This is a genomic window from Bariatricus massiliensis (assembly GCF_900086725.1).
Classification (GTDB): domain Bacteria; phylum Bacillota; class Clostridia; order Lachnospirales; family Lachnospiraceae; genus Allocoprococcus; species Allocoprococcus massiliensis.
Window position 1 is genome coordinate 1,197,113 of sequence record NZ_LT574838.1, and the last position, 24,518, is coordinate 1,221,630.

The 24,518-nt window shown below is 44.9% G+C and carries 17 protein-coding genes; 2 read left to right on the forward strand and 15 right to left on the reverse strand.

The features are described from left to right. Positions 1-97: 97 nt before the first annotated feature. The 4 genes from BN6465_RS17290 to BN6465_RS17305 all read right to left on the reverse strand — a co-directional run bounded on the left by BN6465_RS17290 (position 98) and on the right by BN6465_RS17305 (position 9,627). Positions 98-5,581 (reverse strand): Ig-like domain-containing protein, encoded by a 5,484-nt coding sequence (locus tag BN6465_RS17290; protein WP_066737541.1) that lies wholly within the window; start codon positions 5,579-5,581, stop codon positions 98-100. Between the two features lie 361 nt (positions 5,582-5,942). Continuing rightward, a complete protein-coding gene (locus BN6465_RS17295) occupies positions 5,943-6,977 on the reverse strand; it encodes an arabinose ABC transporter substrate-binding protein (RefSeq protein WP_227183504.1) in 1,035 nt (344 codons plus the stop codon). Positions 6,978-7,051: 74 nt separating this feature from the next. Further along, entirely contained in the window at positions 7,052-8,071 is a 1,020-nt protein-coding gene (locus BN6465_RS17300) for an ABC transporter permease (protein ID WP_066737544.1), read from the reverse strand. Then, positions 8,068-9,627 (reverse strand): sugar ABC transporter ATP-binding protein, encoded by a 1,560-nt coding sequence (locus tag BN6465_RS17305; protein ID WP_227183502.1) that lies wholly within the window; start codon positions 9,625-9,627, stop codon positions 8,068-8,070. Before BN6465_RS17305 ends, BN6465_RS17300 begins: the two co-directional genes overlap by 4 nt. Positions 9,628-10,028: 401 nt before the next feature. Between BN6465_RS17305 and BN6465_RS17310 the strand changes: the two genes are divergently transcribed. Next, entirely contained in the window at positions 10,029-11,687 is a 1,659-nt protein-coding gene (locus BN6465_RS17310; protein WP_066737546.1) for a fibronectin type III domain-containing protein, read from the forward strand. Positions 11,688-11,792: 105 nt separating this feature from the next. On the opposite strand, the gene BN6465_RS17315 is transcribed toward BN6465_RS17310, so the two are convergent. The 4 genes from BN6465_RS17315 to BN6465_RS17330 form a co-directional block, all read right to left on the reverse strand. Further along, positions 11,793-13,673 carry a beta-L-arabinofuranosidase domain-containing protein gene (locus BN6465_RS17315; protein ID WP_066737548.1) on the reverse strand — a complete coding sequence of 627 codons (1,881 nt, stop codon included), beginning with the start codon at positions 13,671-13,673 and terminating at the stop codon, positions 11,793-11,795. 23 nt (positions 13,674-13,696) lie between these two features. Continuing rightward, positions 13,697-14,524, reverse strand: a complete 828-nt coding sequence (locus BN6465_RS17320; protein WP_066737550.1) for a carbohydrate ABC transporter permease — start codon at positions 14,522-14,524, stop codon at positions 13,697-13,699. A gap of 9 nt (positions 14,525-14,533) precedes the next feature. Beyond that, on the reverse strand, positions 14,534-15,418 hold the full coding sequence (locus BN6465_RS17325) for a carbohydrate ABC transporter permease (RefSeq protein ID WP_066737552.1): 885 nt from the start codon (positions 15,416-15,418) through the stop codon (positions 14,534-14,536). Positions 15,419-15,490: 72 nt separating this feature from the next. Next, positions 15,491-16,753 (reverse strand): ABC transporter substrate-binding protein, encoded by a 1,263-nt coding sequence (locus BN6465_RS17330; protein ID WP_066737553.1) that lies wholly within the window; start codon positions 16,751-16,753, stop codon positions 15,491-15,493. A gap of 229 nt (positions 16,754-16,982) precedes the next feature. Here BN6465_RS17330 and BN6465_RS17335 point away from each other — a divergent pair, with 229 nt between their 5' ends. Continuing rightward, a complete protein-coding gene (locus BN6465_RS17335) occupies positions 16,983-17,906 on the forward strand; it encodes a helix-turn-helix transcriptional regulator (protein WP_066737555.1) in 924 nt (307 codons plus the stop codon). An 89-nt stretch (positions 17,907-17,995) separates the two neighbouring features. On the opposite strand, the gene BN6465_RS17340 is transcribed toward BN6465_RS17335, so the two are convergent. From BN6465_RS17340 to rpsM, 7 genes are all read right to left on the reverse strand, one after another. Then, on the reverse strand, positions 17,996-19,978 hold the full coding sequence (locus tag BN6465_RS17340) for an oleate hydratase (RefSeq protein WP_066737557.1): 1,983 nt from the start codon (positions 19,976-19,978) through the stop codon (positions 17,996-17,998). Positions 19,979-20,080: 102 nt separating this feature from the next. Then, positions 20,081-20,644 carry a TetR/AcrR family transcriptional regulator gene (locus BN6465_RS17345; protein WP_066737559.1) on the reverse strand — a complete coding sequence of 188 codons (564 nt, stop codon included), beginning with the start codon at positions 20,642-20,644 and terminating at the stop codon, positions 20,081-20,083. Positions 20,645-20,777: 133 nt separating this feature from the next. Beyond that, entirely contained in the window at positions 20,778-21,314 is a 537-nt protein-coding gene (locus BN6465_RS17350; RefSeq protein WP_066737561.1) for a bL17 family ribosomal protein, read from the reverse strand. A gap of 286 nt (positions 21,315-21,600) precedes the next feature. Beyond that, positions 21,601-22,560 (reverse strand): DNA-directed RNA polymerase subunit alpha, encoded by a 960-nt coding sequence (locus tag BN6465_RS17355; RefSeq protein WP_066737563.1) that lies wholly within the window; start codon positions 22,558-22,560, stop codon positions 21,601-21,603. 117 nt (positions 22,561-22,677) lie between these two features. Next, a complete protein-coding gene (gene rpsD, locus BN6465_RS17360) occupies positions 22,678-23,271 on the reverse strand; it encodes a 30S ribosomal protein S4 (RefSeq protein ID WP_066737565.1) in 594 nt (197 codons plus the stop codon). Positions 23,272-23,366: 95 nt separating this feature from the next. After that, positions 23,367-23,762 (reverse strand): 30S ribosomal protein S11, encoded by a 396-nt coding sequence (rpsK, locus tag BN6465_RS17365; protein WP_066737567.1) that lies wholly within the window; start codon positions 23,760-23,762, stop codon positions 23,367-23,369. Between the two features lie 154 nt (positions 23,763-23,916). Beyond that, positions 23,917-24,285 carry a 30S ribosomal protein S13 gene (gene rpsM, locus BN6465_RS17370; protein WP_066737569.1) on the reverse strand — a complete coding sequence of 123 codons (369 nt, stop codon included), beginning with the start codon at positions 24,283-24,285 and terminating at the stop codon, positions 23,917-23,919. Positions 24,286-24,518: the final 233 nt, after the last annotated feature.

A 24,518-nucleotide genomic window follows, 5' to 3' on the forward strand; every position in this document is an offset into this window, starting at 1 on the left:
CACTATCAGGCGAATTCCGGACTTGTACGTTTAGAAACGTATGCCGCCGGGCGCACGTTCCCCAAAAATGAGGCCTCTTAGGCCTCATTTTTTATCCTTAATGTTTCTTTCTTTTCCTATATCTGGAAAATCCAAGCAATCCAAGCGCTGCCACCACCAATACTGCCCACATGCTTGTATTCATTGTATCACCGGTCTGTACCTCATCTGTTGTGCTGGTCTCCGGTTTTTGACCGCCTTCCGCGGCTGGTTTGTCCGGATTTGGTTTGTCCGGATTTGGTTTGTCCGGATTTGGTTCATCCATGTCTGGTTTATCCGGATTACTTTCTTCAGTCACCGTCACTTTGCATTGTGCCTTAAAGCCGCCGTCCTCTGTAGTCACTGTAATGACAGTCTCACCCTTAGCCACAGCCTTCACCATTCCCATCTGGTTGACGGACGCCGCCTCCGGAGCGCTGCTGCTCCATGTGACATTTTTGTTTGCTGCATCCGCAGGTGTAACTTCCGCCTGTAGTTTCACAGCAGTTCCGATTTTCAGTGTAATCTCTTCTTTATTCAGTGAAACTCCTGTCACAGCTATCTCTCCTTGCGCCGGAACCAATCCCGCAATGGCATCCAGAAGCTTTTCCGTCATGACATCTGTGTCGTGTTGTGTTGCATTTGTCAAAGCTCCAAAGCTCTTTGCCTGCTGGTAAATCTTGTCGAATTCCTTCCATGAATCCGGCGTATAGTCCTCCCGCTTCCGAGTCCCTGCGTCCTCCAGAGCTTTGTTGAATTCTGTCGTGTCCGCCGGTGTGGTCAAATCCTTGGGCAGTACTGTTACCTTGTACTGTGCCTTCCGGTTGCCCATATTGACTGCGCCTTCTGCAAAAATAGTTCCCTCCATGGTGTACGTACCCGCAATAAGCGGATTGTAGGAAGATGTATTCCAGATTACAGGAGCCTCGGCTTCGTTCTGGCCATCCACGGTAATCTTCACCGTCTTAGGGAATGTGATTTTGCTCATAAGCTTCTCCAAAGATGTTCCGAACCGTACCTCTGCCTCAGGAAATTCCTCTATCGCTGTCACCATATGTCCGCTATAAATCTGCAGTTCCGCTATAGCCGCCGCATTTTTGCTTGTGGAGTCCATAACTGCATCCTCCACAATTAATTTTATGCTGTCCGCCTCTGTCTGAGGGAAGGTAAATACAAGCTCCTTTTGTTTTTCATCAAACACTGCATGCTCTATAACCATGTCATATTCAGTCTGGCCGCTTCTCTTTACAGCTATGCTGGCTCTCAGTATGGCTCCTCCTATATTACCTTTTCTCGCCGTGCAGCGGATGGCGCTCACTGCCGTCGGCCGGTCAAATACCAGTTCTACCTCCTGAGGCATCCCCTGCTCCGGATTGGAGTAATCAGAATGCCAAAATGTATTCTCATCTCCGTCAGTCATGTTAGCCGCCGGGAAAGATGGATCCTGACTGCTCACATTAATCTGTAAGGAATCCGTAGGTACTGCCTCCGCTTTGGCAGCGCCTACTACCACGACTACACTAGTCTCATACGTAATCTCCTCTGCAGTTACCCGCACTGCAATTTCTGTCATTCCTGCACTTATACCGGTTATTGTTCCTTCTGCATCTACTTCCGCCACCTGACTATTCTTACTTTCGTATTCGACGTCTGCGCCCTGAGGCATATCTACGTTATTGCCCTGATAATCTACACATTTCACTGCAATGGCTGCTTTCTCATCTACCGCTATCTCTTCCTTAGCACTTGCCGTGATTCCCTTCATATCCTTTGCAGGCAAAAGTGTTCTGACATATTCCGCCTCCAGCTCGACCTCCGGTTTAAATTTATCCGAGCTCATATACTTCTTCACAGAATATAACAGCTGCTTTGCAGGCGCAGATTCCTTATTCAAAAGGTCAATAGATGAAACTACAAGCTTACCTTTTCCTACTTTTGCCTCAAAGAGCGTGCCCAGACGGTCATCCAAATCAATGGTTGGAATGGCCTGCACCATCGGTTTTAAGGACACCGGTGCGCCTTCCAACAAAATGCTGCGCGAATTGCTAACCAAATCGTACCACTGCCAGTCCGCATAGGTATCTGTCGGAAAGTCTGCGAATATGGGGTGCTCTTTATCTATGTAACATCCCAGAACATACCCGTCATTGTCAGCATTGTGGAACATAGGGCTCCAGAAATCAGGGCGGAAGGTCACAGCCTTGCTCTGTGGAAGCGCCGTACTTGTACCATTTGAAACAATCAGTACATTCTTTCCATTCTCCAGATCCTTTTTGGCCTGATTATCGAACTGGGTGTACACGGAAACATCATCCGGAGTCTTCTCGGAAACATCATCCGGATATACCCAAACAGAGTAGTCATTGTCTCCTGTGGCGTAAGGAGCGATTCCAGCGCCCGGCTTCTCTGTCATCTCCAGTCGCAGCTTCAGTTTCTGTGCCGTCTTCACCCCACTCAAATCCGCTTCGATTGTCCCTGCTTTTGTCACCTTGCCTTGAAGCGCTTCTATCGCCTCCAGTTCACCGGATTGAACTTTTGTTCCATCCTCCGTCTCAAGCGTCCATTTCACTCCGGTCGTCACATCTGCCGCACTGTAATTCGGGATTACGATATCTGCAGTGTAAGTCTCATTATTCTTCCAGACAAATTTAGAGAATTCTCCAAGCACCGTAAGTTCTGAGCAGGATCTTCTGAATTCCTCCGGGGTAATATCACCCTTTGATTCCATAAATGCATCCAGCATGCCCACCAGTGCAGTTCCCTGCCCCGAGAAATCCTGAAGTCCCAGAAGCTGGAAGCCTCCCGCCCCCGGTGTCCTTAAGTATCCCTCGGTCATGTAACGATAAAGCATGGCTGATAATTCTCCTGAAGACTGGTTGAACTTCTTTGCCATGTCTCCCATGCCGCCACCTTCCAGTATCTTTTGGAAATGCTCCAGATTTCGTGGCTTCATCAGTGAATTTTTATCATAGTATTTCCGAATCTCTTCTTCATAGTCAGGATATACCTGAAGCTGACCCGGCTCATGTGCCAGAAACGGCACCGGCGTCCGATTCGTATTGTCCCAGTGATTCCAGTCTGTAGTCGGATCGACTCTGTGGAGATAGTTGGCTCCCCGTGTAGGCACGGATCCGGAAAATTCCACATTACTCGTGTATGCGCTCCATCCTGCGATATCCGTATAGAGTATCTCCGGTTCCAGCTCCTCACATTTCTCAAGGAAAATATTGTAATAGTAAAATCCGGGACGAAGCTCGTTGCCAAGGGCCATCATAACTGCCGATGGAGAATTTAGGAAAAATTCAGAAATCTTCACGGTTTCATTCCAGTAATAGTCAGATACCGAGGTATCGCCTTTATCAATATCACCAAACATCTTATGTCCCCACTGTGGCAACTCGTACTGTATGTACAGCCCCAGAAAATCCGCCGCTTGAAACGCTGCTTTTGGCGGTACCCATGTATGAAAGCGAACATGATTAAATCCATAGTCCTTATATATTTTCATGACCTCAAGCCATGAATCCAAATCCATAGGTGCATATCCGGTCATAGGGAATACTGCGCAGTTGATTTCGCCTCGAAGCTGTGTAGCACGCCCGTTCACAGAGAACTGCTTTCCGCCGTCTCCCACGTAGAGCGCCTCAAATTTGCGCATACCGAAGCTCTGTTTTTCCACGCTGGCATGAACCTCTTCTCCTGCGGCTGAGCGCAGCACTGCCGTCATCTCATAGAGGTTGGGATTGAATTCATCCCATAAGAGCACACTGTCTCCCATCTTGTATTCCAAGGTCAATTCTGCTTTGTTTTCCCCCTCCGGTATCGCATAGGCGAAGCTCTGTACATCAGCAATATGTTCCCTTGACTTATTGTTATAGCTTTTTGCCCGCAGCTCTATGCTCCCACTGACAGCGCCTTCCTTTCCATCTCTTGCAACCGTCATCTTCACACGGGCAATATTGGCATCCACATCTGGACGTATCTTAAAGCTTTCTATATGTATCACAGGTGCCGCTTCAAGCTTTATCTCGCCGAGAATACCATTCCAGTTTGTCTGAGTATGCTCACTTACCATATGCCCCCATGGGAAATCCTTCTCAAACGTAGTGTACATTGCTTCTGGCATATCTTTCGGTGAATTGTCAACCTCGATGGTGAGAACATGACTCTTTCCCGCCTGTACGTTAGCAGTCAAGTCATACTCATGAGGGGCCGTATAGCTCTTTTCCTGCCCGCTTCCCACTTGATTTCCGTCAACCCACACTCTTGTCTTACGCGTACGCTCTAAGAATAAGGTGACCACTTTTCCGTCCCAGTCTGCTGGAATCTCAATCTCCCTCTGATAGGTGGCCGCCCCGGTATATACATAATCCCGGTTCAGATATGTTGGAGAAATATTGGAAGTATTATCATTTCCCTTCCCATTCTCATCCATGCTGCCCGGAAGCGTTACCGTCTCATTAAGATTCTGCGCCTCCTCCATGGCAGCCATCTCAAAGCTCCATGTCCCTGAGATGTCAATACTGTCACTCTCGTCCTCTATGATGATAGTACTCATAAAATCCGACATGGCCTTTTTCAGCTTTTGATATTCTCCAAAAAGCTTGTCCATATCCGTTTCGCTAAGTTTTGCTTCCGCCGCCGTAATTGCAGCCTGAAATGCTTCCTTGGCCTCCTCCGGGCAGTTTCCTGATTCAGTCCCCACCTGTGTTCTGGCATCCAGCGCCTTCGCCTCTTCAATTAACTGTTCAAAGTTCGCCCGGCCAAAGATTATCTGTGATGCCTCAAATGCAACAACTGCCTCCGCAAGCTCCTCAAGCGCCTGCTCTACCTGACTGTCGTCTCCTGCGAGCGCCCCCTCGGCGCTGTCAGCCGCTCCCCTCAGGGCATCTACAGCCGACTGTGGATACTGATTAAAATCCTTTCCCACTACCGCATTGTCCGCCAGCGCTCTTACTTCTTTAATCTTTTCTATTAGCTCTGCTCTCTTCTCTAAATTCACATCGTCTCCATAGACATATGCCTCAAACTCGGCAATCGCCATAAAATTGCTGCTTCCTGTTATCTTTATATGGCTGGCCTTACAGTTCAAGACAATCGTTGTCTCCGCCCCGCCTCCGTCTGTAAGACGCACATCTTTCACGGCCTCCGTGTAATTCTCACCGTCCAGACTTGTCCACACTGTACAGAACACATTGTTAATACTTTCGTGGGCCGGATTGACATCTTTGCGTGAGGTGAGCTTGATGCTCTCTACCTTCTTGGCCTCCGCATTATCCTTGTCCAGCTGAACGCTGAACCAGTGGGGCGGAATATCATTCCCCTCCCATTGACCATGCCAGAGCGTCCCTGTATCCCCATCAATGGCCTTGTCTGCGGTATAGTTGTCCGCCCCTGCGCTGCTGGCGCTAGCGCTCATGTTTGCTTTCGGCCAGCCGACGCTCTCTGTAGCGGCCGCGGCCGAAACGCCGGTATCGTCGTCCGCACGAGCGACCATCACATTTCCCAAAATCAGGGAAAATGTCAGCAGTGCACTTAAAAATCTGCGTGCTTTTCTTCTCATTTTTTCCTCCTTCTAGCTATATTTGAGTCTTAATTATTTGAATTATAACCTCTACAGATAAGATTTACATTACGGTTATTTGCTCCTCTATTTATAATTTTTGCTCTATTCCATATTATTTAATCAGTATTTTTGTGCACTTTGTATAATCTCAGGGTCTACGGTATGGGAGAAAGTTATAACCACAACGAACTGTACGACAACGTTATCCTGATCGGATTAGTTTCGCCTACAATCATAAAGTAGTCGAGGACAACTGGCTATAATATACTGCCACTACAAATAGAATAAATGCTGCCCGCAGCCTAATCTGGTTACGGACAGCATCTTTTTGCCTTTAATTACCTTTGCTTCTCTTCAATTATTCAGCGTAGCTTCCCATCTCTTCTTTGTAATTTTCCGGTGTTACTACCACTGCGTCTACTGCTGTTTCCATCTCTACCTCTTTTCCTTCGATAAGGTCAAGCAGTACTTCTACAGAACCTGCCCCTACAGACTCAGCTGAGAAGTAAGCAGATGCCTTCATGCATGTTCCGTCAGCACCCTTGTTATTCCATTCATCTTTCGCCATGTAAGCGCCAAGGCCAACTACGCAGGCATCTTTATCAAGACCAGCGCTCTCAAGTGCACGTACCGCACCAATACAGCCTTCTTCATTAGCTCCTGTTACAATCCACTTTTTGATTTCCGGATGAGCTGTGATAACTGCTGCTGCCGCCGTGTTACCTTTGTCCGTTGTTCCGTCATAGTCAGCTTTGAAGATTTTTGCCTGATCGAATTCCGGAACTAATTCTGTAAACTTGTCAAATTCGCCTTCTGCACGAGGTACACAGCTGGAAACAGTATCCATCGTCATCAATAACATACCAACTTCCGGGTCTTCTGTGAGCTTGTTTTCTTTTGTATAGTTCGCAAGCCATTCACCGTTTGCTTCACCTATCTTATATGCATTGATACCTACCCATGGCACAAGTTTTTTACCGGCTTCATCTTGAAGTGCATCGTCCGCCGCAACTACAGGAATCCCTGCCTCTTCACACTTGGATACAGCCGCCTGAGACATGGTCTGGTCCGGGATACAGGTCACGATACCTGATGCATTGTTTGCAATGGCATTGTCAATCGCTTTTAAGTATTCTTCCGGATTCATCTTTGCGTCTACATAGATGAATTCTCCTCCAGCATCCTCTACCGCCTTCTGTGCGGCTTTTCCTTCATCGATGAACCATGTCTGGTCACCTGCTTTATAGATGCCATAGACTACCAGCTTTTCGCTCTTTGCATCTTCTTTTTTCCCAGACTCCTTTTTCTCTGTTTCTCCGTTGCTGCATCCTACAAGCATAGCTCCTGTCATAGCCAATGCTAAAAGTGCCGCTGCCACTCTTTTCATTTTCATATAGAGTTCCTCCTTATAATGGGCGCCCCTGCGCCATATTTTCAACACACACTTTCGTGTGAATTGTACTGTTATTAAGCTGCATTTTTCATACTTGCCGCAAGCAGTTCCTTGTCTCTCTTTTCTTTTCTGATATAGTCAAATGTCAGCGCAAACAACAACAGTGCTCCACGCGCTACATACTGCCAGAAAGAAGGTACATTCACCATGATCAAACCGGTATTGAATGCCTGAATCAAAAGTACTCCGAGTACGGTGCCGCCCATGCTTCCCACACCGCCCGCAAAAGATACACCGCCAAGAATAACTGCCGTGATGGCATCAAACTCCAGATTGACGTTGGCCGCGGGTTGTCCCGCGTTCATACGTGCAGAGAATACAATACCGCCCATTGACGTAAGCACACCGATTAAAATGAAGCAAATAGTAATAATCTTCTTAGGATTCAGTCCGGCAAGCCTTGCCGCCTCCGAGCTTCCTCCGATTGCATACACGCTTCTTCCAAATTTTGTCTTCGACAGAATAAATCCAAATAAGACGAAGGATATAATCATAAGCCATACCGCAACCGGCAGCTGAAGTATTCTTAATGTTCCAAGCTTGATGAATGCAGTGTTGCTGACTGCAACCGGCTTTCCGTCACAGATGATATAAGCAAATCCTCTTACAATCGCCTGTGTTACCAATGTTGCAATGAATGCTTCCAGCTTAATCTTGTTGACCATCCATGCGTTAAACAAGCCTACAAGAGCGCCGGCTGCCAGTGTTACAATAATGGCGATCCACAGCGGTACACCCCAGCTCAAAAGAAGTGCCGCCATGACTCCGGAGAATGCTGCAAGCGAGCCGGGGGACAAGTCATTCTGTCCTGCGATAATCAAATATGTATGTCCGACCGCAACCACACCTACAAGAGAGGCCGCAACCAGAAGGTTGACCATATTCTGCCAGCTTAAAAAGTTGCTGTTCAAAGAGGTGAAAAGTACAAATACCACAATGATAGCTGCCATTAACACCAGTTTGTCTCCGCCGATGGCCGATACGACTTTCTTTAATCCACTTTCTTTCTTTTCCACAGTCTCTACTTTTTTCATTCCTTTACTTCTCCTATCATTCCTAAACTCAAAAGCTTATCCTCGGTTGCGTCCGACGCCATGATCTCCCCTGATATCCGCAGAGATTTCATGACAATAATCCGGTCGGAAAGTCCCATGACCTCCGGAAGTTCTGACGAAATCAGAATAACGCCCAGCCCCTGCTTTGCAAATTCACAAATCATCTCATAAAATTCGGATTTGGCTCCCACATCGATTCCCTTTGTAGGTTCATCCAGAATGAGAACCTTTGGCTGCGTCGCAATTCCTCTGGCAACGATACATTTCTGCTGATTCCCACCTGACAGCTCCACAATTTTCTTATCTGGTGACGGAGTCTTTATCTTGAACGTATCAATTCCCTTTCGTGCTTCCGACTTTTCCTTTGCCGTACTGATAACTCCAATTGAGTTCGAGTTCCTGTCCAGCAGGGAAATGTTGATATTCCCGGCCACGCTCAAGTTGGAGACAATTCCCTGAAGCTTTCTATCCTCCGGCACAAGAACGATTCCATTGGCCACCGCCTCCTTAGGAGAACGATTTACAATCTTCTTTCCCTCCAGCCATACCTCGCCGCTCCGCATCTTATCGGCACCAATTATGGCCCGCATAATCTCTGTTCTTCCCGCCCCGACTAGCCCTGAGAATCCCAGAACCTCACCCTTTCTCAAGGTGAAAGATACTTCTTTTACATAGTCGGAGGAAACCCCTTTGACCTCAAGCAGAATATCTCCGATCTCCTTACTCTTATCAAGCTTTGCGTAAATGTCTCCAAGGTCACGGCCCACCATCATTTGAATCAATTTCTTCTCCGGTACCTCATGGGTATTCACTGTTGCTATGTACTGACCGTCTTTAAAAATAGCCACCTTGTCGGTAATTCTCTGTATCTCACTCATTCGGTGTGATACATAGATGATAATTTTCCCTTCTTTTTTTAACTTTTTTATAATTTCAAATAAACTGTCGATTTCTGCGTCACTCAAACTGGCTGTAGGCTCATCAAAGCAAATGACCTTTAAGTTGTCACGGCTGTAAGCTTTCATAATCTCAACCATCTGCTGATACGCAATGCTCAAGTCTTTTACCTTGGTGGACGGCTGAATGGGAAGACCAAAGTCTTCAATAATATTCTTCGCCATTTTGTTCGCCTTCGCGATGTCAATCACCCCAAGCCTGTTGGACGGCATTCTTCCCAGATAGATGTTCTCCGCCACACTCAGCTCCAGCAGAATCTGACGTTCTTGATAAATAACGCTGATTCCCTCTTCTATCGCCTCATGGGGAGACCGGAAATGCTTCTGTTCCCCGTTCAGAAGGTATTCCCCTTTATCTGGCTGATAATCTCCGTTCAGCACTTTTAAGAGTGTGGACTTGCCCGCCCCATTCTCCCCGAGAAATGCCAGTACCTCGCCTCCATATGCCTTAAAGCAAATGTCATCAAGTGCCTTTACCCCCGGAAAATATTTGGAAATATGCTTAAATTCAAGAATACTTTCCATCTCTTTCCTCCCTTTCTTATCGTGTATCACTTCGGAGACTTTTGTTCTCCGCATTCAGACTTCCTTGTCAATTTGTATGTTAAAGCGATTATAGTACATATTTTTTTGTGTATCATTACTGAAACTTGCCTATCCATTTAAAAAAATTGCTTTTTATTTTCATTCTCTCTTTGATTATCCTTGGCGGAAGTAATATTTGCATTATGCAAAATTGCTGCGGTCTTTATAAATCTTGCTTCGCTGTTATCATACCTATATATTTTCCTTGTATCATTTTTATCGTCATTATAATCTGTTAATTATTGATTTTATTATTTATTTACAATTAATTCTTTATGATTTTATTAATTTTCTCTCACTTTAAACATATATCTGTTTTCTTATGCTATAATAATAAGAACAAAAACCAGTATTTAACATTTAAGATATCATACGAAACAGAAAGAGGTGAGATTATGAAATCAAGAGGAAAAAAATTGTTATCTACACTGCTGGTTATAGTCATGGTCTTTTCGACCAGCGCGCTATATGTTCTTGCAGCTGACGCGCCGGTTTCCAACGAAAAGGAACCGCAATTATATGCCAGCACGGAAAACAGCATTATACTCAAAGCAGAGGCAGGTCATAAATATGCGGTACAAATAGACAAAGAAGAAGACAAAGTGTGGCAATGGGCCAGTGCCGAACAATACAATCCCGAAGACCACACTGTTAGTTTCACAGGCCTAAAGGCAGACACTTCTTATACCTTTGCCAGCATGGCAGACGATGGCGATGAGGTTCTGCCCCAGAATATACAATCCTACAAAACTAAGTCTTTGATTGAAGAAGAAACTAAAGAAACACAAATTATAGATAATAACAATGCGAAAAATGATGCGCCATCAACCCCGCAGGCCGGCAAACCGTCGCTTCCTGAAGTCGAATCGAGAACAGACACCAAAATCCGATTCCAGCTTCCCGGCGATTTAGACGCAAAATTTGCAGAGGGTTATGAAATTTATTTTTCAAAGGATAAAGGCGTTAATTTTGACCTTCTATCTGCGCCTTACGAAGTGACTGGACTGGACGAAGATACCGAATATATCTATTATGCGCTGATTGCGGCAGGCACCTATGACGGAACGGCCTATTTACAAAGTGATTCCACCGACCATGCGAATGTCAAAACACTAAAATCTGCAGCCGCCGCGCCCGAGGCTCCCACAGTATCAAGCAGAACAGAAACCACCATAACGCTAGCGGCAAAGGACAATCAAGAATTTGCTATCGTCCAAGGCAATATGGCTGGCCAGTGGCAGGTATCACCAGAATTCACTGGTCTGACGCCTAACACAGAATACAAATTTATAACACGCTTTGTCTTTGATTCCGATGAAGCCATGGAGAGTAAAGCAAGTGAAGCAGTGACCACAAAAACGGTGATTCCTTTTACCGGCTCCACCATCACAGGTATTACGCCCAACGCTTCTTATACACCGGGCACGTCCCTCACAGCGGCAGCTGCCGGGAACGGTATGGAGAATACTCATCCTGTCAAGAATGACACCCGCTGGGTACCCGACAGCTGGTACTGGAACAGTAAGAAAGTCAGTAAATGGGACAAAGAACCTTATTCTATCCCATTTACATTAAAAACTGCCGGGAATTACAAGCTCACCGTTAATTTCAGGCTGGAAGAGTATGATGGTTCTGCTTGGACTTCCCTAAATAAAACGGAAGCCTCCTCTGTGGAATTTAAAGTTACGGCTCCGACTGTGGAGAAGTATAACATCACCGCATCCAGCGGCACCGGGGGCAAGATATCTCCTTCCGGAACCGTCAGTGTGGAAAAGGGGCAAAACAGTACCTTTACTTTTACATCAGATAAGAACTACAAAGTTTCCAAAGTCTATATTGACGGCAAGGAGACTAAAGTCAAAAATAATAATTACACCTTTGAAAATGTAAGTTCGGACCACAAAATTTCTGTAACCTTTGAAAAAACCTCCAAACTTACCGCCGCCAAGACAGGGGACAATTCTATGCTTCCTCTCTGGATATTGGCCGGCATTTCCGGCTGCTGTATCGTTGTATTGATTGTCAGGCGGAGATACAGTAAGAAGAATTTATAATGATCACTAAGTATGCATAGTAATGCGGCTTTTGCCACCCATAATAAAATGCACTGTCTGGCGTCATGCAGACAGTGCATTTTCTGGTTTTTATAAAATCGGCAGCTACTCCTCACAATATGGAAATTGTGTAATTCTCAGGTGTGTACATCCAAACGGTATCAAACGTATTTCCTCTTCCTTCTCCGCTGTTGGCACCGGGCTGACCGGCACGTCCTCGGCCGTGCCTTTCTTCATCTTCCAGTCCTTCACTCTTTTGGCCCTTGCCTTCAGCACCACCGGCGGACGTTCCTTGGAAAACGGGTAAGCGGCCTCCTCCACGTTGGCTACAGAAATTTCTTTTCCCTTGATCAGTGCATAATTCCAAGGACTGTGAGACGTAACCTCATAATCAGAAATTCCCGCCTTCTCCCGGTATGCCGTCCACTCCTCTTCCATATCTAACGCATATACAAGCGGCCCCCTCTCCACAGCCAGACTATTGTGGTGCCAGCTGCTGATAAAGATTTCGGCTTTAAACTCAACTATCAGACAGTCCCCTTGCCTTAATCCCTGCTCCAAGATAAGAAACTGTTCTTCTTCCCGGAACTCGGCCAGCCGCGAATTACAGGTGATACTACACTGACGGCACCATGCCGGCCTGCGGATTTTCAGCAGGACAGGCTGTGCCCCCGCCTCTTTTATCTCATAGCGTACCGTCGTTTCTGACGGATAGTTCGTCTGCGTTTCAATGCAGACCCGCTCTCCGTTTATCTCGGTAGTCAGGCTGTTGGGCGCGAACACCATAGATACCAGCCGGTCCCCCTCTTTGAACCACAGACTCTTTAAAAATTTGGGCCAGGCCTGATGCATATTCGCTGTACAGCAGCCGAAATTCGGCTCCAACCCATATGTATTAGAATCAGGAAGATTATTGAACCAGTCCCGCTCTTCATTGGTAGCGGCCACCTGATTCGCCTGCTCCAGATATTGATGGCCCATATAGTCCTCAGTAAACATGGCCGGATAGGCATTATAAGCAATACGCTCCAGATAATCTCCATACTTTGCCTCTCCAAATATTTCCATGATGACTTGGAGGCTGAACATATACTCGGCAACCGCGCACAGCTCCGTCCCTCTGGAAGGGCTGCTGCCGCTCAAATGCTCGTCCCCATTGATTGCCCCTGTGGCCACACCGTGATATTTTACCATCTTCCGAATCGCCTGCTCCTGCAGTCCAGCATAGGCCTCGTTCTGCGTGAGCCAGGCAGTGACAGCCGGATATTTAAAGGCCATAGTCACATTTACAATATGTGTGGCATGGAATTGCATAAGCTTTGGAATCATATCTTTTGAAAACAGCTCTAATTCTTTCCAATTATAATATTCCTCGGTAGGTCTCGTAAAGGGAAGTTGGCGGAACATCTCATTCCAATCCCTGCTTTGTTCTTTCACCAGTCCTGCAAGTTCCAGCAAGTACTCCTCAGGCCGTTGTTCATAGAACCATTTAATGCAGTACAAAAGCTCTGCGCTCCTCGCCTTTCCCCAGCCAGTGAGGGGCCTCAAGATTAGGGTTTTCAACTGATACCGAAAATACCTATCCATAAATTTCAGGACTTCTGGCTCCTCCGTAATTTCATAATACTGTATCAGTACTTTGAGCATTACCATCCGGGACCACCAGTCATCTTTGCTTGCGTCTGGGCCGAAATTTCCTTCCTCATCCTGACTGTCAATGGTCCACCTTACAAAGCGGCGAGCAGTTTCATACAACTCTTTATCTTCGATCAGATAGGCTAACGGCAGAATACCGTCCACAAAATATGGCCCCCTTTCCCAGTTTTCCCCGCTTCCACCCAGCCATCCGCTGTATTTTCCCACGCTCTCCCAAATATCGAACAATTTTCCCGACAAGCCTTCCGCCTGAATCTCCAATTGTTTTTTCAGCCAACCTTCCGGCTTGACTTCCTTGACTTTAAGCGTCTGCATTTTTTTGTAAAACATAAATATCCTCCGTCGAGTTCATTTTATTTCATGGCTCCTCCAAGCATCCCTTTTATGAAGTATTTCTGCAAGAAGATGAATAAGAGCATAATCGGAGCAAGGCCTATAATGGAACCGGCCGTCAAAAGCCCCCATTCGGTTCCGTACTGGCCGATTGCTAGATTAGTAAGTCCTACGTTAAATGTCTTTATCGAATCATTATTCGCAAAAACAACCGCAATCAGATAATCATTCCACGTAGTATAGGCCGAATATATAAAAATCGTGGCAATGGAAGCCCACGTTGTAGGCATCATGATTTTGAAAAAAATCCGGATGTCCCCGGCCCCGTCTATCTGCGCCGCTTCCCTCAGTCCATCAGGTATGGCGTCAAATGCATTTTTCATCATGTAGATGGCAAAGGGTGTCTGAAAAGTGGCGTAAATCAATATCATGGACAATCTGGAATTCGTAAGCCCCAAATTTGCCATCACGGAATACAGCGGAATCATCAAAGTCTGGAAGGGAATCATCAGCGCTGAGATAATCAAAAGCATTACTATCTTTTTCCCTTTTACCTGCATTTTGGAGAGGGCATAACCTGCGAGCAGGCTTACTGCCGCTACAAGAATCATTGTCAGTAGTGTCGTGACAACTGAATTTTTTAAATATCCAAGAAATACCCCGTCATTTTTCAGCAGAATCTCTTTATAGTTCGTCCAATTGATCCCTTTAGGGAGCAATTGAGGCGGCTGCTGGTATATTTCATTCTTCCCCTTTACAGACGTTATAAATGTCCAGTACAGCGGCATTAATATAATAAGGGACAGAATGGTATTGGCAATTATTTTTCCGGTATGTTTTTCTCTCATCCTCTCCTCCTACTCCGTCGGGTCTTTCATCATGCGCATCTGCAAAAGGCTCAATAGCAGCATAATGGCCAACAGTACCATTGTCATCGCAGAACCATATCCGAACTTATAGTATTTGAATGACGTATTGTAAATATAATGCACCAAAGTCGTCGTTGTCTCTGTCGGCCCTCCCTTGGTCATAATTAAAAACTGCTCAAATGCCAGCACGGAGCCAATCACCGACATAATCATGGCTAACCCTACCTGCGGCCTGATAATAGGCAATGTTATGCGGAAAAATCGTTGTATTTTGGATGCTCCGTCTATGTCCGCCGATTCATATATCTCCATATCGACTGACTGGAACGCCGCCAGAATAATAAGCATAGAGAATCCCGCCATTTTCCAAGTAATCATAAACACAATCGCCGGAAGTGATGTCTTCTCTGTCCCCATCCATAAGACCGACTTATCAATTACACCAAGCTTTAGAAAAATGTAATTCAATATACCATACAAATCATTATAAATCCAAAGCCAGATTAAGCTGCATGATGTCATAGAGATGACCACTGGCGAAAAGTAAATCGTCCGGAACAAAGTCACGCCTTTGAATTTCCCGTCGATCAGCAGTGCCAGAATAAAAGCCATAATGAACAAGGCAGGCGTGACCAACAGCGTGTATTTGAAAGTGAACACAAGCGACACTCCAAACTGTCCGTCTGTAAATAAAGCTTTGTAATTCTCTAATCCTACAAATATTTTTTCTCCTAGCAATGGCCAATCGAAGAACGACATCAGCAGGGATTGTATAAACGGCAGGCAGAAGAACACCAGATTAATCAGCAGCGCCGGGCCGATAAATAGATATGGTATCATTGTTTTTTTTATTTTCCTGCTTCTACTTCTCATATTCTTTCCCTTTCTAGTACCCGCAGGGTGGAAATGAGTGCGGCCGGTATGCCTGCCGCACTCCCTATCTACTTACTGCATAATCTTATTAATCTCATCTGTCGCGGCCTTGAATGCCTCCTCTGCGGTGGCATTTCCCATCAGGCAGCTCTGCGTCGCATTGACCAGCGGCTGATTCATTTCATTATAATTCTCTGACCAAGATGCGCGGGAAACCTTCAGAGCCTCCTGCAGTACCTTGTATTTATCATTCCCGTTAAAATATTCGTTGTCGAACAAATCTGTTCTTGCCGGCAGAAGTCCGTTCTTGGCAAATAACTCTACCTGAACCTCCTCGCTGAGCGCATACTCGACAAAGTCCCACGCCGCCTCTTTATGTTTTGACTGCTCCATGACCGCAATCAAATCTCCGCCGCCAAAGGAGGTGTATTCCCCATTATCACTTTTCGGAATCAGGCAGACCCCAAAATCAAAATCAGGGTAATCTGTCAAGAACGTATAGAGCTGTGAATTGCCCAGCACCGTCATACTTACCTTTCCAGTCAGGAACGCATCCTGCGACTCAGACCAAGAATAAGTGGTAACTCCTTCCGGGGTCACCTTATATTTATTCGTCAAGTCATCATATAGCTGAAGTGCCTCCACCGCCTGCGGCTGATCCAAAAGACAAGTTTTTCCATCCTCGGATAGAAGGTCTCCTCCGTTGCTCCATATATAAGGGACAAAGGTAAACATCTGTCCGCCGCCTCCGTTATAGGTATAGCCGAACCGCTCGTTGGTGGTCAGCTTCTGTGCATATTCGATCAACTGAGTCCAGTTCTCTGGCCCTTTTTCAGGATCCAGCCCTGCCTCTTTGAAGTGCTCTTTGTTATAAAACATTACGGAAACATCGGGTGCAAACGGTATCGCATACTGTTTTCCGTCATATTTTCCAAGCTCCACCATTCCCTCACTAAAAGTATCTTTGTATGGGAGTTTGTCAAACTGTTCCGTCACGTCAGAAAGTGCCGAAATTGAATTGTAATACGGTGCAAGAATATCATCCAGTGAAACGATGTCCGGAACATTACCCGATGACAATGCTAACGTGAGCTGGTCAGTCAGTTCATTGTCAGGATAGACCACTGCATTTACTTTCACCTTATCCTGCTTCTCATTGTACTGTTTCACAGCGGCCGTGATGGGCGCTTCCATCTGTTCTCTCACCCATATGGTAACTTCTGTCTTTCCGCCGTCCTTTTTTTCCTCTTTTGCTCCTCCGGAGCATCCAATTAGCCCTAAACATAATGAAATACAAAGCCCCGATGCCAATAATCTTTTCACAATCTTTTTCATACTTTTCCTCCTTATGGTTTGATTTTCCTGATATTTCATGAAATATTCTAACTATAAGCAGATTATATCTTGTGATTTTAGAATTAACAATGTATACTATTAACATATTAGTATAATAAAATTAACACAGTTTTTGATGATTATTATAATATAATTAACATTTTTTTTTTTAAATCTAGACTATAGTTCTGATTTTCGACATAATACGTCGTACAGAAAGGAGATAAAAATGATTTACATGCATTTCGAGTGTCCTCCCACTCCACACTTTATTGCGGCAGGTAAGGCAACTTACCGCAAAGGCGATAAACACAAAAAACGCTCCAACATCGGAGTGTTCGACCTGCTCTTCGTCGTTTCCGGCAGGTTGTATATAGTAGAAGAAAATGAACATTATGTCCTAGATAAAAATCAACTTCTAATTCTTTCTCCTGACAAGACTCACCACAGTTATAAACTCTGTGATACGGAGACTGTGTTCTATTGGCTTCACATGGGATGCACCGGCTCCTTCTATGAATCCGGACATCTGCATCCGGTCAACCGTACAGTCAGCAAGTCTTTGTTCAGAGATACTTTATTTTATATTACGCTCCCCAAATACCACCAGCTTCCTGAGCCTCTTGCCGATACACTGAAAAAATATATTGAACCATTGTTGATGTTTACAATCAATAAGTACAACAGCCAGACAGAATCCACCACACTGACTACCCGTAATTACACGAACTTAAATCCCCTGCAGCAGCAGCGTTTATTTGTGGATATCCTAAATCTCCTGAACTTAGACACAAAGTTCAGCAATGCCTCAGATAGTCTGGCCTCTGAGGTTATGCAGTATATTCAGAATAACTATCGTGAAAGCTTCACCATTAAGGACTTGGCCAAAAAGTATAATTTCCACCCGGTACATATCATCCGCTGTATGAAGAATTCTTACCACATCACTCCGATTCAGGCCCTGACTACTATTCGATTGGAAAAATCGCGGGAGCTGTTATTGACAACGGAATCCAGTATACGGGAGATAAGCGAAGCTGTCGGCTTTTCCTCCAGTGCATATTTTACTAAGCAGTTCAAGTCATATTACGGAGTCACGCCTTCCGAGTTCCGTCTCCAAAGCAGCAGCGGCGCATATAGCTCGCCCCTGTGATTGTCTCTGTTCCTCGTAAAACAAATATCTTGGCAAATAAAATGGCATAGACGACAGTAAATATCGTCTATGCCAAATCTCGTTTCCTTTTACATATAGTCCTTCAGAACATGATGCTCTCTGAGCAGTTTTTCAATAACATTTCCTTTTACAAACCGTATGAGTGGTTTCTTTAGTGCGTTCAGCGGCCCGGGCAGCTTGATTTCAAACGGTGATTTTCCGTCCATTAGCTTTACAGAACTGTCAAGCAGCTCTCTGATATCGTAGACGCTTCCCCATACTTCCGGAACCCCCCGGTCTACCCCAAGCAATCCGTAGACAGCCTCCATCGCCGTCCTTACCGAATATTCTGTAGTGAAGACAGTGTCTCTCGGTGTATCCGCAAACTGTCCTAAAAACGCAAAGTTCACACATCCGTCAGGAATGACGTCCGGTCTGTCCCCTTTGGCTCTCGGCATGAAAAACGCTGTGATATACGGCATCATGGTCGGAACACATACGGCGCTATTTTCTGCCAGCTCCGGAATGAGTTCTGTCGGAACTCCTATATGGTATAGCCATTCCTCCGTAATCTCTTTTCCGGTACAGTCTCTCATGGGCTTTTTCACATAATCTCCGGGGACATCTGTAAATAATCCGTATACCCACACACAGACCTTATCCGGGTCTTGCTCCTTAAACTGTCCCTGACGATTGATCGTCCAGCTCATCAGCCATTTAGAATCCTGACAGCTTACAATTCCTCCGGTTACCACCTTGCCGCTCTTCGGGTCACGTTTGCAGATATTGGTAATATACGGAATGATTTTGTCATCCTGCGTGGTGATTGTGGCAGACTCCCAATTGGTCTTAGCTATATCGGAGCAGAATTTCTCCGGATGGCCAAAGGCCGCATTCTGCTTGGCAATATTTTTCCACAAGTTCCAACATCCGCTAGTCCTTACCTCCGCGTCCCCGTTTGGCGCATGGTTCTGGTCTCCGTAAATCGTTCCTTCGGTACAGCTACCGTTCGTCACAAATACCAAATCATTTTCTGTGAGAAGAATTCCCTTCTCCGCCCCCTTAACCTTACACTCAATGGCTGTCGCCACTTTTTTATTTTCTTTACAATCAAAGATAACGTTGGTCACTTCTGTATTGAATTGGAAATCTACACCTGCCTCCTCCAGATATCTCTGCATCGGAAGAATCAAGGATTCATACTGATTATATTTTGTGAACTTCAATGCGCTGAAATCCGGAAGGCCGCCGATATGGTGGATAAATCTCTGGAAGTACAATTTCATTTCCAGTGCACTGTGCCAGTTTTCAAAGGCAAACATGGTACGCCAGTAGAGCCAGAATGTGGAATCAAAAACTTCTTCGTCAAACACATCTTCTATCGTTTTATCATACAAATCTTCGTCTTTTGTCAAAAAGAGCTTCATAATCTCCATGCAGCCCTTCTGGCTCAGATTGAACTTCCCGTCTGTGTGGGCGTCTTCTCCACGGTTAACGGTAGCTCTGCACAAGGAGTAGTTTGGATCATGTTTGTTCAGCCAGTAATATTCATCCAGCACAGAGACGTCCGGTGTCTCAATGGACGGGATACTGCGGAATAAATCCCACAGGCATTCAAAATGGTTTTCCATCTCCCGCCCGCCGCGCATAATATATCCTCTGGTGGAATCATAGATACCGTCACAGGCGCCTCCTGCAATGTCCATGGCTTCCAAAATGTGTATATGGGAGCCCGGCATCTGTCCGTCTCTTACAAGGAAACAAGCCGCCGCTAAAGAAGCCAAGCCACTTCCCACGATATATGCGTTTTTTTCATCGACTCCCGCCGGTTTTTCCGGTCTGGCAAATGCCTCATAGTTGCCATTACTATAGTAGATGCCTTTACTGTTTTTAGCATCCTTTCCCCGCTCGGTGTTGCGGTAATCCTTTTCCTGCTCCACCGTTTTATTATTTTTTGTATTTTGAGGTTCTTCATTCTTACTCTTCATAGATTTCTTCGCGTATAATGCTGCCGCGCCTGCACCTACTGCCAATGCGGAAGCAACACCGATTTTAGTACCTTTTTTCGCCATAACTGTTACCACCTTTCTTATTTTTGTTTCGCTGTACTCTTATCATAATCACCATATCTTTACTCTGCAATTTACAAAACGAGGCAAATGATAAGCTTTTTATCATTTGCCCCGTTTTGTAAAATTGTGAATAGAATTCCCAATGTTTCCTTTGAGTGTAATACTGATTTTATCTGTTATATCATCGTAGTCTTCCTTCATGCCGTCTTTGATCCAGTCAAGCATAATACCTACGAATCCGTATTTATAGAAGTCTGCAATAAATGCTTTTTCCTCCTCGGAAATATTGATTCCATCTGATTTTTCTTCCACCACTCCCATCAGCAAGTCATGTGTCAGCTTAAATAGATAATTCTCTATCTGCTCCCTGCTGAGCGTGCGGTATACGTTCATGATGAAAGGTTTATTTTCCACAACTGCCTCAAATATCTGCAGCAGCCCTTCCTGCCATGTGTCGTAAGTCTTCTTTCCCTGAATCGCTCTTCTTGCGTCCTCCAGACATACCCATTCCACGAAGTCATAGATATCCTTAAAATGATAGTAGAATGCCATTCGGCTGATTCCACATTCACCGGTCAAGTCATTGATAGTAATCTTGTCCAAGGGCTTTTTCAAAAGCAGTTTCTTAAAGGCCGCCTCCAATGCATATTTTGTCGCGTTTGACATAAATTATTCCTTCCTTTTAGGATAAAGTGGACAAGTCCACTTCAACTCCTCATGAAATAAAGAAAAGCCTGCGCAGACCCCTCTCGGACTCTTGCACAGGCTGCCTATTTATACTCTTAATAGCACGCTGTTATTATACTAATTCAATCAATACTTCCATAGCAGCGTCACCTTTACGCTGTCCGATCTTGATGATTCTTGTATAACCACCATTGCGGTCTACATACTTAGGAGCGATTTCTGTAAATAATTTATCTACCAAATCAACTTCCTTAGTATTTTTCTTTCTTCCTGCATTTCCAGCCGGAACTTCTTTAACCGGGTAAAGAACCTTCAACATCTGACGTCTTGCATGAAGTCTGGACGGAGCATCTTTTTTGATTGTCTTCTCAACTTCGTCGTATACAGTAACTTTCTTACCGTCTACAACTTCTTTGACTCTCTTGCCGTCTTTATCTTTTCTGGCAACTTTTGCTTTGATTGTTACTTCTTCAAAGTTGTCTTTTTCTTTCACTGCGGAAGCGATAAGTCCTTCTGCAATCTTGCGGATTTCCTTAGCTTTTGCTTCTGTAGTTCTGATTTTGCCGTGCTGTAACAGCATTGTTACCTGATTTCTTAATAATGCTTTTCTCTGGCTTGACGTTCTGCCAAGTTTTCTATATTTTGCCATTTTTCTAGTCCTCCATTATTTGGGACATATCACATGCTTCTTCGGACTTACTGGATATGCCATCTGGTTATGCTTCATCGGGCTTACTAGCCAGATAATTGGGTGTCAAAAGGGAGTTCGCACTAACCTCAAGCTGCGCCTTCCGGCTTGTGCTCGCTAAGTGAGACGTGGTAGTTCCTTCGTCTCTAAATTCGTCTCTCGTCTTCGACTCGGTCTCATTAAGATACGAAGAACGGAATTCGCACTAACCTCAAGCTGCGCCTTAGGCTTGCTTTCGCTAAGTGCTCTATTCCTCTCCCTGGCTCAGCTCTAGGCCGAGTTCTTTTAATTTTGCAAGAACTTCTTCCAATGATTTGCGTCCGAGGTTGCGGACTTTCATCATATCTTCCGGAGTTCTGTTGGTAAGCTCTTCTACGGTATTGATTCCTGCTCTCTTGAGACAGTTGTAGGAACGTACGGAAAGTTCCAGCTCATCAATACTCATTTCCAATACTTTCTCTTTTTCATCATCTTCTTTTTCAATCATAACCTCGGCTGCCTGAGCAACTTCAGATAAGTCGATGAATAATTTGAGATGTTCGTTCAGTACTTTGGCCGCAAGACTGACAGCCTCGTCCGGCATCAATGTCCCGTTGGTAAATACATCCAGTGTCAGTTTGTCAAAATCTGTAATCTGACCGACACGTGTATTTTCTACCGTAAGGTTTACACGTTCTACCGGTGTATAGATAGAGTCAATCGGAATCACTGCGATAGGAAGGTCATCGCTCTTGTTCTTGTCAGCACTCACATAGCCGCGTCCCTTTGTAATAGTCAGCTCCATGTAAAGCTTGCTGTCGGCTCCTCCATTCAGTGTAGCGATAACTGTCTCAGGATTCATGATTTCAATATCAGAATCCACCTGAATGTCAGCAGCTGTCACAACGCCTTCTCCTTCAAACTCAATATAAGCTGTCTTCGGCTCATCTGTATCGGAAGTATTTTTGATTGCCAGTGATTTCAGATTCATAATAATCTCGGTAACGTCTTCTTTTACGCCCGGAATAGAACTGAATTCATGCAGTACACCGTCGATTTTAATCTGGCTTACAGCAGCACCCGGAAGGGAGGAAAGCATGATTCTTCTAAGGGAATTTCCCAGAGTTGTCCCATATCCTCTTTCCAGCGGCTCTACCACAAATCTGCCATATCTCTTATCATCTGAAATTTCAGTAATTTCAATATTCGGTTTATTAAAATCAAACACTATTTTGGTCCCTCCTTGTGGGTTATTAAATGTTGAGGGTGTCTGTTTCCTAACAGAACCTTAACGAACCTTACAAACAGGTTCGTTAAGTGGTGCATTTTTCTACAGAAATCCGCTCTATTTAGAATATAACTCGACAATCAACATTTCGTCTACAGGAACATCGATTGCTTCACGAAGTGGAAGCTCTTTTACAGTACCTTTCAGATTCTCGATATCAACATCCATCCAATCCGGTACCATGCGTCCGCCTGTCACTTCCACGATATCTTTGTATCTCTGGGAGCCTTTTTTTGCCTCTTTAATCTCGATCACATCGCCTGCTTTTACAAGGAAAGAAGGAATGTTTACCTGTTTTCCGTTTACCAGTACATGCTTGTGGTCTACAATCTGTCTTGCCTCACGTCTTGTTCTTGCAAATCCCATACGGAATACTACGTTGTCAAGTCTGGACTCAAGGATGATCATCAGGTTTTCACCTGTCATACCCTTCATCTGTTTTGCTTTTACATAGTAGTTTCTGAAAGGTTTTTCCAAAACACCGTAGATAAATTTAGCTTTCTGTTTTTCACGCAACTGAAGACCGTACTCGCTCATTTTTCTATTTGATCTTTTTAACTGTCTGTTAGACTTTTTGTCAATTCCTAAATATACCGGATCCATTCCTAAAGAACGGCATCTTTTAAGAACTGGAACTCTATTTACTGCCATGTTCTAATATCCTCCTACATTAATGACGTATTACAGCGGATTGCTCTTAGCACCGCTTGGTTTCCTAATCCTACTAAATCACCAAAAGCCCGAGACTAAACTCTTCTGCGCTTCGGCGGGCGGCATCCGTTGTGCGGTACCGGTGTTACGTCTCTGATGCTTGTTACATCAATTCCGCAAGCCTGAAGTGCACGGATTGCTGCTTCTCTTCCTGAACCAGGTCCTTTTACGAATACGTCTACTGTTTTAAGACCATGTACTAAAGCTGCCTTTGCTGCTGTTTCAGCTGCCATCTGAGCTGCATATGGAGTAGATTTCCTTGAACCTCTAAATCCCAGACCGCCTGCACTTGCCCATGATAAAGCATTTCCCTGTGCATCTGTCAAAGTAACGATTGTGTTATTGAAAGATGACTGGATGTGTGCCTGTCCGCGTTCAACGTTTTTCTTGACACGTTTTTTTGTCACTTTTTTTGTAACTTTCTTAGCCATTTAAACTAACCTACACTTTCCTAAAATTATTTCATTGGTTTCTTTGCAGAAGCTCGATTCACTAAGCCCCCTTAGGTAGTTCTGCGCACCCTCGGTGCTCAGAACAAAGAAATAGCTAACCTCAAGCTGCGCTTATCAGCTTGCTTTCGCTAAACTATTTCTTTTTATTAGCAACAGTTCTCTTTGGTCCTTTTCTTGTTCTTGCGTTGGTCTTTGTCTTCTGACCACGAACTGGAAGACCTTTTCTGTGACGGATTCCTCTATAGCATCCGATTTCCTGAAGTCTCTTGATGTTCATGGCGATTTCACGACGAAGATCACCTTCTACAGTCTGAGTTTCGTCGATTACTGCGCTGATTTTCTTAACTTCTTCATCTGTTAAATCTCTGCAGCGAGTGTCAGGATTAACTCCTGCTTCTGCTACGATACGGGTTGCGCTTGTTCTACCGATTCCGTAGATATAAGTCAATCCGATTTCTACACGTTTGTCTCTTGGTAAGTCTACACCTGCAATACGAGCCATTTGTGATTTCCTCCATTTTCTGTTTCATGTTCTGGTTCTGTCCATTGTCAAAAACTGAGGCTGCGGGCAACGAACTAAGTTATGCCCTACCGGAATCCTGTTCCGATATCCCAGCCCAGATGCGTCGGTATCCGCATCCTTTCCGGCAACCGTTTATTCGGTTAATGACCGCCGGTATTTAAGCAATATACTAGAAACCACCTAACCCGTGGTGTCATGTATATTAAATAGTA

Coding starts and splice junctions, on each gene's coding strand:
- BN6465_RS17290 (WP_066737541.1), bottom strand. CDS start 5,581: ATGAGAAGAAAAGCACGCAGATTTTTAAGTGCACTGCTGACATTTTCC.
- BN6465_RS17295 (WP_227183504.1), bottom strand. CDS start 6,977: ATGAAAATGAAAAGAGTGGCAGCGGCACTTTTAGCATTGGCTATGACA.
- BN6465_RS17300 (WP_066737544.1), bottom strand. CDS start 8,071: ATGAAAAAAGTAGAGACTGTGGAAAAGAAAGAAAGTGGATTAAAGAAA.
- BN6465_RS17305 (WP_227183502.1), bottom strand. CDS start 9,627: ATGCGGAGAACAAAAGTCTCCGAAGTGATACACGATAAGAAAGGGAGG.
- BN6465_RS17310 (WP_066737546.1), top strand. CDS start 10,029: ATGAAATCAAGAGGAAAAAAATTGTTATCTACACTGCTGGTTATAGTC.
- BN6465_RS17315 (WP_066737548.1), bottom strand. CDS start 13,673: ATGTTTTACAAAAAAATGCAGACGCTTAAAGTCAAGGAAGTCAAGCCG.
- BN6465_RS17320 (WP_066737550.1), bottom strand. CDS start 14,524: ATGAGAGAAAAACATACCGGAAAAATAATTGCCAATACCATTCTGTCC.
- BN6465_RS17325 (WP_066737552.1), bottom strand. CDS start 15,418: ATGAGAAGTAGAAGCAGGAAAATAAAAAAAACAATGATACCATATCTA.
- BN6465_RS17330 (WP_066737553.1), bottom strand. CDS start 16,753: ATGAAAAAGATTGTGAAAAGATTATTGGCATCGGGGCTTTGTATTTCA.
- BN6465_RS17335 (WP_066737555.1), top strand. CDS start 16,983: ATGATTTACATGCATTTCGAGTGTCCTCCCACTCCACACTTTATTGCG.
- BN6465_RS17340 (WP_066737557.1), bottom strand. CDS start 19,978: ATGGCGAAAAAAGGTACTAAAATCGGTGTTGCTTCCGCATTGGCAGTA.
- BN6465_RS17345 (WP_066737559.1), bottom strand. CDS start 20,644: ATGTCAAACGCGACAAAATATGCATTGGAGGCGGCCTTTAAGAAACTG.
- BN6465_RS17350 (WP_066737561.1), bottom strand. CDS start 21,314: ATGGCAAAATATAGAAAACTTGGCAGAACGTCAAGCCAGAGAAAAGCA.
- rpsD (WP_066737565.1), bottom strand. CDS start 23,271: ATGGCAGTAAATAGAGTTCCAGTTCTTAAAAGATGCCGTTCTTTAGGA.
- rpsK (WP_066737567.1), bottom strand. CDS start 23,762: ATGGCTAAGAAAGTTACAAAAAAAGTGACAAAAAAACGTGTCAAGAAA.
- rpsM (WP_066737569.1), bottom strand. CDS start 24,285: ATGGCTCGTATTGCAGGTGTAGACTTACCAAGAGACAAACGTGTAGAA.